We start from the raw sequence: 14,334 nt of genomic DNA on the forward strand, positions 1-14,334 counted from the left end.
TTACTCCGGTTTCCCGGGAGCCCGGGTCTTGCCGGCCCGGCCGCCGCCCCGCCGCGTGCGGACCGCGAGGCCCGCGCAGGCGATCACCGCGGCGCCGCCCGCGATCGTCGGCCACGTGAGGCGCTCGTCCAGCAGCAGGGCCGCCCACGTGATCGTCAGCACCGGCTGGACCAGCTGGACCTGGCTGACCCGGGCCATCGGGCCGATCGCCAGCCCGCGGTACCAGGCGAAGAACCCGAGGAACATGCTCACCACCGCCAGGTAGGCGAACGCGGCCCACGCGGCCGCCGCACCGCCCGGCGGGGTGCGGACCGCCGCGACCGCGGTCAGGACGGTCATCGGCGGCCCGGCGAGCACCAGCGCCCAGGACACCGTCTGCCAGGCGCCCAGCTCCCGGGCGAGCAGGCCGCCTTCGGCGTACCCGATCGCCGCCGCCAGCACCGCGCCCGCCAGGAGCAGGTCGGACACGTGCAGGCCGCCGAGCCCGCCGGGGAGCGCGGCGAAGATCACGACCGCCACCGCGCCCAAGGCCGCGGTGACCCAGAACGCCGCCGGTGGCCGTTCGCGGCCGCGCAGGACCGCGAGCACCGCCGTGGCGGCGGGCAGCAGCGCGATGACGACCGCGCCGTGGGCGGCCGGGGCCGAGGTGAGCGCGAACGAGGTCAGCAGCGGGAACCCGGCGACCACCCCGCCGGCGACGACCGCCACCCGCCACCACTGGCGGCCGCGGGGACGCGGCTGCCTCGTGAAACCCAGCGCGGCGGCGGCGAGCAAGGCCGCGACGACCGCCCGGCCGCAGCCGACGAAGAGCGGGGACATCTGGCCGCTCCCGACGGCGAGGCGGGTGAACGGGACGGTGAGCGAGAACGCCACGACACCGGCGAGACCCCACCCCAGCCCGCCGAGTAGCGGAGGCTGGGAAAAGTGAGTAGCGCTACTATCCAGCTTCATGTCCGACGATAGCAGTGTCCGGATCGTCGCGGGCCTCCGCGACTGGCTCGCCACGGCCGAGCCGGGCGCGCGGCTGCCCTCGACGCGGGCACTGGCCGCCCGGTACGGCGCCGGCCCCGGCACCGTCCAAAAGGCACTGCGGACGCTGACCGCGCAGGGACTGGTGGAAACCAGGCCCGGCGTCGGCGCCTTCGTGCGCGCGGTGCGTGTCGCCCGGCTCCAGGACTACAGCTGGCAGACCGCGGCGCTCGGTTCGCGCCGGGACCCGGCACCGCGGCTGCCCGCGTCGCTGCGCACCACGCCGAACGACGTCATCGCCCTGCATTCCGGCTACCCGGCTCGTGAGCTGCTGCCCGAACGCCTGGTGCGGGCCGCGTTCGCCCGCGCGGCCCGAGCGGAAAGCGCCGTCGGCCGCCCGCCGGCCGCCGGCCTGCCGGAGCTGCAGGCGTGGTTCGCCGCCGAGCTGGGCGAAGCCGCTCCGGTGCGCGTCGCGCCGCCGGCACCCGGTGACGTGATCATCTTCCCCGGCAGCCAGAGCGGGTTGAATTCCGTGTTCCGCGCCCTGGTCGGCGCCGGACGGCCGCTGCTGCTGGAGTCGCCGACCTACTGGGGCGCGATCCTCGCCGCCGCGCAAGCGGGAGTCGAGGTCGTGCCCGTGCCCAGCGGCGTGGCCGGACCGGACCCGGACGAGCTGGCCCGCGCCTTCGAGCGCACCGGGGCACGGGCGTGCTACGTCCAGCCGAACTTCGCCAACCCGACCGGCGCGCGGTGGCCGCCGGACGTGGCCGGACGCGTCATGGACGTCGTCCGCCGGTACGGGGCGTTCCTCATCGAAGACGACTGGGCCCACGATTTCGGGATCAGCGCCGACGTGGTGCCGCTCGCCGCCCAGGACGACACCGGCCACGTCGTCTACCTGCGCTCGCTGACCAAGAGCGTTTCGCCGGCCGTCCGGGTGGCCGGGGTCGTCGCCCGGGGGCCCGCGCGCGAGCGGATCCTGGCCGCGACGCAGGCGGAATCCCTGTACGTCAGCGGCTTGCTGCAGGCGGTCGCGCTCGAGGTCGTCACCCAGCCGGCGTGGCGCACGTACCGGCGCGGGCTGCGCCAGCAGCTGGCCGCCCGGCGTGACCTGCTCGCCGGCGCGCTCCGCGACCACGTGCCGTCCGCGCACCTGGAGGTGCCCGCGGGCGGGCTGAACCTGTGGGTGCGGCTGCCCGAGCAGACCGACGTCGCCCGGCTGGCGCGGGACTGCGAAGCCGCCGGGGTCGTCGTGGCGCCCGGTGACGAGTGGTTCCCCGCCGAGCCGACCGGCCCGTACCTGCGGCTCGGCTACGCCGGCCCCGCGCCGGGGTCCTTTCCCGAGGGAGCCCGCGTCATCGGCGAAGCGCTCGCCGCGCAGCACTCCCGGTGAGGGCCGCGCGGAGGGTGCCGACTTCGGGCCGGGTGGTGCGGGCGGTCACGATGCCGACGTGGCGGGTCGGGCGCGGGGCGTTGAGCGGGACGACGGCGAGGTCCGGGCCGGGGTCGATCGCCAGACCCGGGACCAGCGAAATCCCGACCCGCGCGCGGACCATGGCCTGGGCGAAGTAGTAGTCGGTGCTGCTGCCCGACACGCGGAGCTCGAAGCCGGCTTCGGCGGCCTGGCGGTGCAGGAAGTCCGCGGTTTTCGAGCAGCCGAGCACCCAGCGTTCCCCGGCGATCTCGGTGAGGTCGGCGCTCTTGCGGTCCGCGAGCGGGTGATCGCGGTGGACGACGACCGACATCGGGTCCGGGCCGAGCGGGGTCCAGGCGAGCCGGTCCCGGTCGGCGGGGCGCAGCGGCAGCGCCCGGTCGAACCGGTAGGCCAGCGCCAGGTCCGCCTCGCCGGCGCGGACCAGCGCGATGGCGTCCTCGGGCTCGCGTTCCAGGACGACCGGCTCGACGTCGGGATGGGCCGCGGTCAGGGCGGCGAGGGCGGCGGGCAGCAGCCGCCTGCCACCGGTGGTGAAGGTGGCGACGGTCAGCGTCCGGCGTCCGCCGGCCAGCTCGGACAGCCGGGCGCGGGCGGTGTGCAGCTCGGCCAGCACGGTCTCGGCGGTGTCGGCCAGCAGCCGCCCGGCCTCGGTGAGCCGGACCCCGCGGGTGCTGCGGTGCACCACGTCGGTGCCGGCCGACCGCTCGAGGGCGGCGATGTGCTGCGAGACCGCGGACGGGGTGAAACGCAGCGCGGCGGCGGCCTTGCTGAAGCTGCCGTGCCGCGCGACTTCCCGGAGCACGCGCAGCCGCTGGATGTCGATCATCAGTTTTCCTCACCGCCAGTTAAGCAAGCAGGCACTTCTGCTTATCACCGGATCGGGTGATCGTAACGGCGTGCACAAGATCTGCGTGATCGGCGGCAGCCGCTACTTCGGCCGCCGGCTGGTGCTGGACTTCCGTGACGCCGGGGCGGACGTCACGGTCGTGAACCGGGGGTCGGTCCCGGCGCCGCCGGGTGTCCGGCACCTGGTGACCGACCGGGCGGCCCTGGCGAGGCTGCTGCGGGACGCGTCTTTCGACGTCGTGGTCGACCAGGTCTGCTACACGCCCGTCCACGCCGCGGCGGCGGTGGCGGCCTTCCGGGACCGCACCCGGCGGTACGTGCTGACCTCCACGATCGAGGTCTACGCCGGTCTGGACGCGGCGGCCCCGCTGCCGGAGACCGCGGCCGACCCGCTGCGCCACCCGGTGCGCCCGGACCTGCCGTGGGCGCGGCCGGGCTACCTCGACGCCCACTACGCCGAAGGCAAGCGCCAGGCCGAAGCGGTGTTCGCGGCGACCGCGCCGTTCGAGGTCGCCGTGGTGCGCGCGGGGCACGTGCTGGGCGGCGACGACTTCACGGGCCGGCTGCGGCACTACACCGACCGGATCCGCCACGAACAGCCGGTGCTCGTCCGGCCGCGCAACCACCCGTCCTCGTTCATCCACCACGCGGAGATCGCCCGGTTCCTGCGCTGGGCGGCGGAGTCCGGGTTCACCGGCCCGGTCAACGCGTGCTCGCACGGCGAGTTCGACGTGACCGAGCTGTGCGCGCGGATCGGCGCGCGCGCCGGCCGGGAACCGGTCTTCGGCACGGGCGAGTCCCCGTTCGCGTTCGACCGCTACTACGGCATGGCCAACGACCGGGCCGAATCGCTCGGATTTTCCTTTTCCCGCACCGGAGACTGGCTCCCCGGAGTCATCGGCGAAGCACTGGAGGCAACGTGATCACCCGCCGCATCGGGCCGTTCGACGTCGGCGCCGTCGGCCTCGGCGCCATGCCGCTGTCGATCGAGGGCCGCCCGGACCGCGACCGCGCGATCGCCACGATCCACGCGGCGCTCGACGCCGGGATCACCCTGATCGACACGGCCGACTCCTACCACTGGCACCGCGACGAGGTGGGGCACAACGAAGAACTCGTCGCGACGGCGCTGCGTGGCCACCGCGGTGACGTCGTGGTCGCGACCAAGGGCGGACGCGGCCGTCCCGGCGACGGCTCGTGGACCGTCGACGCCTCACCGGACCACCTCAAGCGCGCCTGCGAAGGGTCGTTGCGTCGCCTGGGGGTCGACGCGATCGATCTCTACCAGCTGCACAAGCCGGACCCGCGAGTGCCGTGGGCGGACTCGGTGGGCGCGCTCGCGGAACTGCTCGACGCCGGCCGGATCCGCGCCGCCGGTGTGTCCAATGTGGATTGCCGGCAGATCCGGGAGGCGCACGCGATACTGGGCGACCGGCTGGTCGCCGTGCAGAACCGGTTCTCGCCCGCGGTCCGTGACGCCGAGCCCGAACTGCGGCTGTGTGCCTCGCTCGGGCTCGCCTTCCTGCCGTGGAGCCCGCTGGGCGGACTGGCGCGCAGCTCGCTCGACGGCCCGTCGCGACCGGCGGATCCCGCTCCGGCGTTCGCCGCGTTCCACGAGATCGCGGGCGAACGCGGCGTGAGCCCGCAGCAGGTCGCCCTGGCTTGGCTGATCGGCCGCTCGCCCGCGGTGGTGCCGATCCCCGGCGCCCGCCGTCCCGAGACGGCTCGGGCCTCCGCGGCGGCGGCGGGGATTTCCCTGACCGCCACCGAACTCGCCCGGCTAGGGTGACCCGGTGATCGAGATACCGGACGAGCAGCTGGGGCGGGCGTGGGCGGAGCGGCGGCCGCGGACGGCGGGATTGCACGTGGACACCGCGGCGTGCGGGCGGACGAGCGGGGCGGTCCGGGCCCGGGTCGCGCGGCATCAGGCGGCTGAGGCGAGGCGTGGCGGGTACGTCGCAGAAGCGGCCATCGCGGGTGAGTTGCGCGAGGCTCGTGCGCGGCTGGGGGCGTTGCTGGGGTTCGGTGCGGAGGACGTGGCTTTCACGGAGAGCGCGTCGACGGCGTTGGCGCAGTTGCTGGCGGCGTGGCCGGTGGAAGCCGGTGATGTGGTGTGGGCGCCGCGTTCGGATTGGGGGCCGAGCCTGGCGGCGTTGGCCGACCGGGGGTTGCGGGTCGAGTTGCTGGACGTGGATTCGCGCGGGGTCCTGGACGTGGAGGCGCTGGCTGCGCGGTTGCGGCGGGAGCGTCCGGCGTTGGTGCACGTGACGGCGGCGTTGTCGCATCGGGCGGTGCTGCAGCCGGTCGCCGAGTGTGTGGCGGCGTGTGCGGAGTACGAGGTGCCGGTGGTGCTGGACGCGGCGCAGGCACTGGGGCAGTTCCGGTTGCCGCCGGGCGCGGCGGCGGCGTATGGGACGGGACGCAAGTTTCTGTGCGGGCCGCGTGGTGTGGGGTATGTGGCGGTGGCGGATCCGTGGCAGGGACGGCTGGTACCGCGGGCACCGGCGTTGGCGGCGGGGGCGTGGCCGGGGGAGTCGCGGCCGGTGCGGCGGTTGGAGAGCCGGGAGGCGTTCGTGGCGGGCCGGGCGGGGCTGGCGGTGGCGTTGGCGGAGTTCGAGGAGCTGGGCCCGTCGCGGATCATGCGCCGCCTGGCCGAGGTGGGCGCGGCGACGCGGCGGGCGTTGGCGGAGGTGCCGGGCTGGGCGGTGTGCGACCCGGTCGCGGCGCCGGGAGCGATCGTGGCGCTGCGGCCGGCGGACGACGTCGACCCGGCGGCGGTGCGGGAGCGGCTGGTGCGGCGGGGCGTGGTGTGCTCGGTGGCCGGTGCCGAGCGTGCTCCGCATCATTTGACGGGTTCGCTGCTGCGGTTCAGCCCGCACATCGACGTGACCGCGGCGGATCTCGAGCGGTTGGTTCGGGTGCTGGCCTCGTGTACGGGCCCGTGAGGGGTGTCGGCCGGCCGCTCGGCGAGCCCGATCGATCCGGGCAGCGCCGGGCCTTCGGGCTTTCCTGAGTCGCCGGGAAAGCACGGGCGTGCTGGACTGGGGTGGTGTCCTCGGCTGAACTCGAGCGGGTCGGTGCTCGGATCGTCTCCTGCTGCCGGTGTCCCCGGCTCGTCGCCTGGCGGGCCGCCGCCGCGAGCCGGGCGCCGGTGCGTTTTGCCGGGCAGGACTACTGGGCTCGGCCCGTTCCCGGGTTCGGGGATCCGCGGGCGCGGATCTTCGTGCTCGGGCTGGCGACCGCCGCGCACGGGGGGAACCGGACCGGGCGGGCCTTCACCGGGAACCCCTCCGCCGGGCTGCTGATGCGGGCGCTGCACCGGGCCGGACTCGCCGACCGGCCGTCGTCCGAGCACGCCGGTGACGGGCTGCGGCTGCACCGGACTTGGCTCGCTTCGGCCGTGCGCTGCCCGCCGCCCGCCGACCGGCCGACGCCGCTCGAGCGTGACAACTGCCTGCCGTACCTCTCGGCCGAGGTGGCCGCTCTCGAGGACTTGCGGGTGATCGTCTGCCTCGGCGGGTTCGCCTGGCGGGCCGCGCTGCGCTGGGCCGGGGTGCGGCCCCAGCCGAAGTTCGCCCACGGCGGGGCGCACCGGCTCGACGGTGGGCTGACGCTGCTCGGCAGCTACCACCCGAGCCCGCGCAACGTGCACACCGGGCTGCTCACCGAGCCCATGCTCGACGACGTTTTCGGCCGGGCCCGCGCGCTCGCCGGGCTGGCTTGACCCGGTGCACGCGGCCGGGCCTGGAAGTTCGCCCAGGCCCCGCGCTCGCCGGGGTTGGCTTGACCCGGGGGCCCGGCCGGAAACCCGCCTGGGCGGGCGGCCCGCCGGGCCGGCTGGACCCGCCGTGTAGGCCCGGCCGACAGCTTGGCCGGGCGGGCTCGCCGGGGTTGGCTTGACCCGGGGGCCCGGCCGGAAACCCGCCCGGGCGGGCGGCCCGCCGGGCCGGCTTGACCCGGGGCCCGGCCGACGGCTTGGCCGGGCGGGCTCGCCGGGGTTGGCTTGACCCGGGGCCCGGCCGGAAACCCGCCCGGGCGGGCGGCCCGCCGGGCCGGCTTGACCCGGGGCCCGGCCGACGGCTTGGCCGGGCGGGCTCGCCGGGGCTGGCTTGACCTGGCAGCGGCTCCGATCGGGCGGGCCTGGTCGCCGGCGCAGTCGCGACCTTCGCGGCAGGCGCGCCCGGCCCGGCGAGCGCAGGCCCGGCCGGGCGGAAACCGGTCATCGGCGCCCGAAAGCTCGATATCCTCGGCTCGTGTTGGCGGGCACTGCGTGGATGCGGACGTTCGGGCGTGCGCACCCGGTCGTCGTCGATGGGGTGCTTGCCGTTCTGCTCTTCGGCACCACCGCCTGCCTGGGGCTGCTCTACCACCTCGCCGACGGGGAAAGAGTCCATTTCGACTTCGCGGCGAGCGGCACGACGGTGTCGCCGGTCCGGGCGGCGAACCCGGCCCCGCCCGGCTTCTCCCGCAGCTTCGCCCCGGACTTCCAGTGCGCGTTGACCGTGCCTTCGAACAGGTCCTTGCGGTTGGCCGGCGCGGACTCGTAGTCCTTCCGGTAGGCCGGCGCCACGTCGCGGGACTGGACGCGGAACAGCGCGCGCCCCGGCCAGATCCAGCCGCCGTTGCCGTCGCCGGAGTCCATGCCGTCCTGGTCCCAGGTGCTGCCGTCCCGCGTGAGGCTGTCGTAGCGGGTGTTCCCGTCGGGGTGGAAGACGAACCGGGTGCCCGTGGCGGGATCGGCGCCCGCGCCGCGGATCACGAGGTAGTCGCGTCCACGCTGATCTGGCGGGACACGTCGAGGACCCCGGCGGGCAGGGTGATCAGCGACAACCGGTCGTAGGAGGCCGACGGCGAGCAGTCCCGCTTGATCCGGTCGATCGCCGCCTGCAGCGCGCCGGTGTCGAGCCGCGGCACGGCGGCCTGGACGGGCGGCGGCGCGGCGGGCACCGACCACGGCCGGTGCCCGGACGCGGCCGGAGCGCCCGTACCCCGCCAGCTGGCGGCCACGACGACCGCCGTCGCCACGACGACGGCGCCCCCCCACCGCGAACAGCAGCCGGCTGCGGCGCACCATGCGTTCTCCCCCCCGGTCGCCGACGACCCTAGCGATCCGCGCGCGGGCCGTCCTCCCACGCCGGATGGATCCCGGGGTCAACTTCTGCAGTACGGTCGGGGCATGTGGCAGTACGCCCTCTGGGGGCTCGTGGGCGCCGCGGTCAACCGCGCCTTGCTGTTCCTGGAGGCCAGCCAGCGGGTGAAGGGCTGGCCGTGGGCGCGGCCGCACGGTCCCGGCGGCGGGGTGTACGCGGTGTCGGTCGTGCTGCACCTGGCGATCGCGGCGACGACGACGGCCGCGGTGTCCACGACCCAGCTGCTGAGCAACGGGTTCCTCGCGTTCGGGATGGGCGCCGCCGCCCCGGTCGTCGTCAAGAAGGTGTCGGGGTACGCCTTGAAGGTGCTGCCCCCGGACGAGACCGGAGCGCGAGCGGGCGAGGGAGGTCCGGATGACGGCTCGTGACGTGCTCGCGCGCCTGCTGGCCGCGCTCGCCGACGCCACGCCCGCCTTCCGCGCGGACGCGCACGCCGATGCCAGCCGTTCCGGCCGGGGCCGCAGGCTGCTGGCCGCGCTCGCCGACGCGGCTCCCGCGTTCGGCCGCGCCGCCGGCACCGACGAGTACGCGTCGCCGCCGGAAGCGCGTCCGGCCGCCGGGCCTTACGCCCGGGTCCTGCTGGTGGAGCCGGACGCGCGGACCGCGGGTGAGCTCGGCCGCGCGCTCGCCCGCCACGGCATCCCGGACGTCCGCGGGGCCTCGCCCGACGAGCTGTTCGACCGGCTGGACGGGGTCGAGGTCGTGGTGCTGGACCTCGGCGCCGCGCCACGGTCCGAAAGCGTGCGGCTGTGCCTGCGGATCCGCGCGGTCAGCGACGCCGGGGTGATCCTGACGTCCGCGGGCGGCGACGCCCGCGACCGCGTCCAGGCACTGCAGGCCGGTGCGGACGACTACCTGGTCAAGCCCTACGGCGTCGACGAGCTGGCCGACCGGATCACCGCGGTCGGCCTGCGCCGCCGCTGGAAGGTGGCCGCGAGAGGCGAGCCCGGCGACGTCGTGCGGTTCGGGGACGTCGAGGTGGACCTGAACCGGCACGTGGTGTCCTCCGGTGGCCGCCCGGTGCCGTTGACCCGCCGGGAGTTCCGCGTGCTCGCCGTGCTGGCCGAGGCAGGCGGCGAGGTGCGCACGCGCGAGCGGCTGCTGACCGAGGTTTGGGGCGCTTCCGGCGCGGCGGAGAGCCGGTCGCTCGACGCCCACATCGCGGCCCTGCGCCGGAAGCTGGGGGACCCCTCGGTGATCGAGGCGGTGGGCGAAGCGGGCTACCGGCTCGTCGCGCCGCCGCCCGTCAGCCCTTGGCCGTCAGGTCCAGGAGCCGGCCGGTGAGGTCGAGGTGCTCCTCGACGCTGCTGGTCAGGTACGAGATGTCCACGAACGTGTGGTCCGGTTCGAGCACGGAGACGATCTTCGTCACCGACTCGGCGATGGCCTCCGGCTCGGTGCCCGGGGCGGCGTTCACCCGCAGCGCCACGCCCAGCGCGCCCGGGTCGCGGCCGGCCCGCTCGGCGTCGGCCCGGAGCTTGGCCAGGGTGCCGGTGAGGACGTCCGCCGGGAACTGCTCCGGCACCGGCCAGACCGGCAGCCAGCCGTCGGCGCGCTCGGCCACCCGGCGCAGTGCCTTCTCGCCGAACCCGGCCAGGTGGACCGGCGGCCGGCGGACCGGCTTGAGGCCGACGTGCGACTCCGCGACCGCGTAGCCGATCCCGTCGTGCGCCACGGTTTCCTCGCTCCACCAGGTTTCCAGCAGGTCGAGCAGGTCGTCGAGCCGCTTGCCGCGCTCGGCCATCGGGATGCCGACCGCCGCGTACTCGTCGGGCGACCAGCCGATGCCGAGGCCGGGCAGCAGCCTGCCGTTGCTGGCGACGTCGATGCTCGTCAGCTGCCGCGCGAAGTTCGCCGGCTGGTACTGGGTCGCGTTGAGGGTGCTGGACCCGAGGACGGCGGTCTCGGTCACGGCGGCGGCGACCGCCAGCGCGGTGAACGGGTCGTGGACGGTGTGGAACTCCTCGGGCATGGTGTCGTAGCCCGGGTAGGGCACCACCGGGGCGACCGGCGACAACAGCCGGTCGCCGACCCAGAGACCGGCCGCACCGGCGCGTTCGGCTTCGCGCGCATACCGCGCGATCCCGCCCGGTGTGGCCGCCGCCTTGCCGAACACCGGAAGGCTGAACCCCAAGTTCATGCGTTCTCCCCTGAAGAGTGGCCGGACCGTACCGGCCCTTCCTCCACTTGTACGCGCATCTGGTTGCGCGTTCAAGTATCGTCGGCGGCGGCCGGACAACCGGCGGCCGCCGCCTCGGTGCCGCCGCGTTTTCGCGTGCCGATGCGCGGAAACGGGCGGAAACCGCAATTCGCGAGATGCTTTCTACTCCATTCGTGATTGGCGGCGATCAACTTAGGTTGTCGGGGTCAGCGACCTTTTCCGCTAGCCGCAGCGGTGCCGTTCCCGGTTAGCTCGGTACCGGAGCCGCCTACGCGGCTGAAGACCCGGCGGGAGAACTCCCCCTCTCCCGCCTGCGAGGTACGGCGTCCGGCCCCGCCCAGCCCCCAGTACGGTGGGCCGGGCGTCGTACCGACCCGTGTCCGAGGTGGACAGTCCGGAAAGGACAGAAGCTCAGAGCCTGCCGACGGCGGATTCGGCCGCGAGGTCGTGGTGGGCGCTCTCGGCCAGCTCGCCGATGTTGCGGTCCAGCAGCGACTTCAGATAGCCGGGGCCGATGCCGAGCTCGTCGAAGCCCGCCACCAGGCCCCGCAGCTTCTCGATCCGCACGTGCCCGCGCTTGGCCGGCATGTCGACGAGCTTGCGCTCGGCGCGCGTGCCGAGGCGCTCCTCCAGGCCGTCGACGATGTCCTCGATGGCCTCCGACCGCCCGGACGCCACGTTGATCACCTCGTCCCGGACGCCCTGCGCGAGCAGCGAGTCGAGCATCCGCATCATGTCGCCGACGTCCAGCAGGTCGCGCGACACCCCCGAGTGCAGGGTGACCGAGCCCGCGAGCAGCTGGCGGGTCAGGGACGGCAGCAGCTGGTGCGGGGACTGGCCGGGACCGACGATGTGGGACAGCCGCAGCACGAGCCACCGCGCGCCGGACAGCGCGCAGACGTGCTCCAGGCACAGCTTGTGCCTGCCGTAGGGGGTGAGCGGGAAGACCGCGCCGCCTTCGCTGCCCACCGACTGGTCGGCGCCGTACATGCCGGTCGACGCGGTGGACAGGAAGATCACCGTGCGCCCGGCGGCCCGGCAGCGGTGGATCACGTCGTAGACCAGCGCGGACTCGCGCTGGAACGCCGAGACGTCGTTGACGAGCACCGTCGAGACGCCCGCCGCGATCAGGGTGACGTCCGGGTAGCGGTCGCCGAAGAACCGCCGGGTGTGCCGCGCGATGAAGCCGTTCCCGATGATCTCCATCAGCGGGTCACCGCCCGCTCGCCGGCCGCGGCCAGCACTTCGCCGGCCAGCCGCGCGGTGTCGACGGAGGACGCAAGCCACGCCGCTTCGGACTCGTCGCGCCCGGCGAGCGCGGCGGCGGTGAACGAGCGCAGGGAGAGCTGGAACTGGTGGGCCGGTGGCAGCCACAGTTCTTCCACGTGGTCCTGTTCTTCGATGCGCAGCACCGGTTGCCGTCCCGGCGGCGGTGTGAAGGCCCGGTCGAGCGACAACGCGGCCGCGCTGCCCCACAGTTCGTACCGCGAACGGTAGCTGTGCTGGAACCCGAATTCGAGCGACGCGGTGACGCCGCTCGCCGACGTGATCAGCGCGTGCCCGGCGACGTCGACGCCGCGCCCGTCGAAGCGCAGGGTCGCGCCGGTCACCCGCAGCTGCGGGCCCAGCAGGAAGAGCGCGGCGCGCAACGGGTAGACGCCGACGTCGAGCAGCGCCCCGCCACCCAGCGCGGGCTGGTGGCGGATGTCTTCCGCGGGCAGGGGCGGGATGCCGAACGCGGCGCTGAAGGTCCGGAGCTCGCCGAGGCGGCCGCCGTCGAGCAGCTCGCGCACCCGCGCGTGCTGGGGGTGGTGCACGAACGTGAAGTTCTCGCGCAGCACGAGATCCTGCTTCGCCGCCAGCTCGGCGAGGTCCACGGCCTGCTCGTGGTTCAGCGTGAGCGGCTTCTCGCACAGCACGTGTTTCCCGGCCAGCAACGCTTTCCGGGTCCACTCGTGGTGCAGGGCGGTCGGCAGGGAAACGTACACGGCGTCGACGGCCGGGCTCGCGAGCAGCTCGTCGTAGGTCATCGCGGTGGCACCGAAGCGGCGGCCGAACTCCGCGGCCTTCTCCGGCGACCGGGCCGCGACGGCGGCCAGCGCGAGTCCGTCCACACCGGACAGTGCCGGCAGCGTGCGCCGCGCGGCGATCGACGAGCAGCCCAGGGCGCCGAGCCGCAGCACCCGGCTCACCGCAGCCCCCGCAGGCACGCGATCAGGCTGCGGGCCTGCACGTTGACGTAGTGGCTGTGCCGCAGCAGCTCGTTGAGCTGGTTCAGGGTCAGCCAGCGGAAGTCGGCCAGGCCCGCGTCCGGGAAGTCGGCGGGCACTTCGATGATCTGGTAGTCGCTGTAGGCGTGGTGGAACCGCCCGCCTTCTTCCGACAGCTGGGCGGCGAACAGCACCTGGTCGGCACGCCGGGCCAGCACCATGTCGAGGAACGGCGGCCGGTCCGGTGGCGCGGTGTGCACGTAGTTGTCCGGCGTGCACTGCACGGTCGGGGCCAGCTCCACCACGTCGAGGTAACCGGGCTCGACGCGCGCGTTGAGCAGCGCGTGCAGCACACCGTCGACGCGCTTGACCAGCAGCGCCACCACGCCCGCGCCGTGCGGCCGCACCAGCGGCTGGGTCCACTGCGCGACTTCGCGCCCGTTCGTGGTGATGTCGACGGCGATGATGCTGAAGAACAGGCCCAGCTCGTGCGAGATCGCGGCGGGCGTGCGGACCCAGTTCGCGACCTCGCGCAGGGGCAGCGGGCTGGTGCGCACGACGTGCTGCGCCTGGCGCGAGGTGATCCAGCTCAGCACCTCCGTGCGCGTGTGCAGGCTGCCGGTGTGCTGGGCCGAGGACCGCGCCACCGACGCGGCGAGGTCGGTCACCGCCTCCGCTTCGACGCCCTCGATGCCCGCGGGCATGCAGGACAGCACGGTCCGGGCGTCCATGTTGACCACGTTGTCCTGCTTGAGCAGCTCGTGCAGCTGGCCGAGGGTGAGCCAGCGGAAGTCGTCGGGCAGCTCGTCCCCGACGGCGGACTCCGGCACCTCGACGATCATGTTCCGGTTGCGCTTGCGGTAGAACCAGGACCCCTGCTCGGACTGCAGGACGTCGGCGAGCACCGTCTCCGGGTCCGGGTCGCGGAAGTGCTCGAGGTAGGGGACCGGCCGCCCGCCGTGCACGCGCGTGTAGTTGCTCTTCGTCGCCTGCACGGTCGGCGAGATCTGGACGCCGTTGACGTTGCCCGGCTCGGACTTCGCCTGCATCAGGCAGTGCAGGACGCCGTCGATCTCCTGCACGAGGATGCCCAGGATGCCGATCTCCGGCTGGTTGATGATCGGCTGCGACCAGTGCGTCACCGGGCCGTGGTCGGTGTCGACCTCCAGGCCCTCGACGGCGAAGAAGCGGCCGCTGTCGTGGCGGAGGTCGCCGCTGCCGGGGTCGAAGCCCCACCGGCGCAGCTCGCCGAACTCGATCCGCCGCACTTCGTGGCGGTGGGCGAGATTGCGCTGCGCGATCCACTCGGCCACGTGCGCGTCCGGCGTGGCGACGCCGCCGGTGGCGGCCGCGGACTTCGCGAGCCGGTGGGGCAACGTCACGTCCGGTTTGCGGAGCAAGCCGGTTCCAGTGTGACGGTCCATCGATTCACCTCGCGTGGCCAGCGGACGGGATGCCTCCATTCGTAGCGGGCGGAAACTAGGAGGAATGCTCGTCTTCGCCGTGGCCCCGCCGCCGCGGCCCGGTGACACTAGGCGATTCATTGGATTCCCTGTGCGCGCC

The 14,334-nt window shown here is 74.4% G+C and carries 15 protein-coding genes; 7 read left to right on the plus strand and 8 right to left on the minus strand.

Going from position 1 to position 14,334, the window contains the following annotated elements:
• On the minus strand, window positions 1-951 hold the full coding sequence (locus BT341_RS19385) for a DMT family transporter (protein WP_072477646.1): 951 nt from the start codon (window positions 949-951) through the stop codon (window positions 1-3).
• Between BT341_RS19385 and BT341_RS19390 the strand changes: the two genes are divergently transcribed.
• Complete coding sequence (locus BT341_RS19390; protein WP_072477647.1) at window positions 950-2,362, plus strand: aminotransferase-like domain-containing protein; 1,413 nt, start codon at window positions 950-952, stop codon at window positions 2,360-2,362. The two genes, BT341_RS19385 and BT341_RS19390, sit on opposite strands and share 2 nt — an antisense overlap.
• Here BT341_RS19390 and BT341_RS19395 read toward each other — a convergent pair.
• The gene (locus BT341_RS19395; protein WP_072477648.1) at window positions 2,325-3,230 is read right to left on the minus strand and encodes a LysR family transcriptional regulator; all 906 of its coding nucleotides are present in this window, start codon (window positions 3,228-3,230) and stop codon (window positions 2,325-2,327) included. The two genes, BT341_RS19390 and BT341_RS19395, sit on opposite strands and share 38 nt — an antisense overlap.
• A gap of 70 nt (window positions 3,231-3,300) precedes the next feature.
• Here BT341_RS19395 and BT341_RS19400 point away from each other — a divergent pair, with 70 nt between their 5' ends.
• The 4 genes from BT341_RS19400 (at window position 3,301) to BT341_RS19415 (ending at window position 6,974) form a co-directional block, all read left to right on the plus strand.
• Window positions 3,301-4,173 (plus strand): NAD-dependent epimerase/dehydratase family protein, encoded by an 873-nt coding sequence (locus BT341_RS19400; protein ID WP_072477649.1) that lies wholly within the window; start codon window positions 3,301-3,303, stop codon window positions 4,171-4,173.
• On the plus strand, window positions 4,170-5,039 hold the full coding sequence (locus BT341_RS19405) for an aldo/keto reductase (RefSeq protein ID WP_245805026.1): 870 nt from the start codon (window positions 4,170-4,172) through the stop codon (window positions 5,037-5,039). The genes BT341_RS19400 and BT341_RS19405 overlap by 4 nt, the downstream gene beginning before the upstream one ends.
• Window positions 5,040-5,043: 4 nt before the next feature.
• Entirely contained in the window at window positions 5,044-6,195 is a 1,152-nt protein-coding gene (locus tag BT341_RS19410) for an aminotransferase class V-fold PLP-dependent enzyme (RefSeq protein WP_084742926.1), read from the plus strand.
• A 104-nt stretch (window positions 6,196-6,299) separates the two neighbouring features.
• Window positions 6,300-6,974 (plus strand): uracil-DNA glycosylase, encoded by a 675-nt coding sequence (locus BT341_RS19415; protein ID WP_342750222.1) that lies wholly within the window; start codon window positions 6,300-6,302, stop codon window positions 6,972-6,974.
• A 639-nt stretch (window positions 6,975-7,613) separates the two neighbouring features.
• Here BT341_RS19415 and BT341_RS19420 read toward each other — a convergent pair.
• Entirely contained in the window at window positions 7,614-8,009 is a 396-nt protein-coding gene (locus BT341_RS19420; RefSeq protein ID WP_072477651.1) for a hypothetical protein, read from the minus strand.
• Window positions 8,006-8,275, minus strand: a complete 270-nt coding sequence (locus BT341_RS19425) for a hypothetical protein (protein ID WP_072477652.1) — start codon at window positions 8,273-8,275, stop codon at window positions 8,006-8,008. The genes BT341_RS19420 and BT341_RS19425 overlap by 4 nt, the downstream gene beginning before the upstream one ends.
• A gap of 151 nt (window positions 8,276-8,426) precedes the next feature.
• Between BT341_RS19425 and BT341_RS19430 the strand changes: the two genes are divergently transcribed.
• Both BT341_RS19430 and BT341_RS19435 read left to right on the plus strand, forming a co-directional pair.
• A complete protein-coding gene (locus BT341_RS19430) occupies window positions 8,427-8,768 on the plus strand; it encodes a hypothetical protein (RefSeq protein WP_072477653.1) in 342 nt (113 codons plus the stop codon).
• Window positions 8,755-9,684 carry a response regulator transcription factor gene (locus tag BT341_RS19435; RefSeq protein WP_084742927.1) on the plus strand — a complete coding sequence of 310 codons (930 nt, stop codon included), beginning with the start codon at window positions 8,755-8,757 and terminating at the stop codon, window positions 9,682-9,684. Before BT341_RS19430 ends, BT341_RS19435 begins: the two co-directional genes overlap by 14 nt.
• Here the strand turns inward: BT341_RS19435 and BT341_RS19440 are convergent.
• The 4 genes from BT341_RS19440 to BT341_RS19455 form a co-directional block, all read right to left on the minus strand.
• Window positions 9,647-10,540: a TIGR03619 family F420-dependent LLM class oxidoreductase gene (locus BT341_RS19440; RefSeq protein ID WP_072477654.1), complete on the minus strand. Its 894-nt coding sequence runs from the start codon at window positions 10,538-10,540 to the stop codon at window positions 9,647-9,649. The two genes, BT341_RS19435 and BT341_RS19440, sit on opposite strands and share 38 nt — an antisense overlap.
• Window positions 10,541-10,972: 432 nt before the next feature.
• Window positions 10,973-11,767 (minus strand): NAD-dependent epimerase/dehydratase family protein, encoded by a 795-nt coding sequence (locus BT341_RS19445; RefSeq protein WP_072477655.1) that lies wholly within the window; start codon window positions 11,765-11,767, stop codon window positions 10,973-10,975.
• Window positions 11,767-12,771 carry a Gfo/Idh/MocA family protein gene (locus BT341_RS19450; protein WP_072477656.1) on the minus strand — a complete coding sequence of 335 codons (1,005 nt, stop codon included), beginning with the start codon at window positions 12,769-12,771 and terminating at the stop codon, window positions 11,767-11,769. The genes BT341_RS19445 and BT341_RS19450 overlap by 1 nt, the downstream gene beginning before the upstream one ends.
• Window positions 12,750-14,195 (minus strand): NDP-hexose 2,3-dehydratase family protein, encoded by a 1,446-nt coding sequence (locus BT341_RS19455; protein ID WP_072477657.1) that lies wholly within the window; start codon window positions 14,193-14,195, stop codon window positions 12,750-12,752. The genes BT341_RS19450 and BT341_RS19455 overlap by 22 nt, the downstream gene beginning before the upstream one ends.
• Window positions 14,196-14,334 lie beyond the last annotated feature (139 nt).

The organism is Amycolatopsis australiensis (assembly GCF_900119165.1).
GTDB classification, from domain to species: Bacteria; Actinomycetota; Actinomycetes; order Mycobacteriales; family Pseudonocardiaceae; genus Amycolatopsis; species Amycolatopsis australiensis.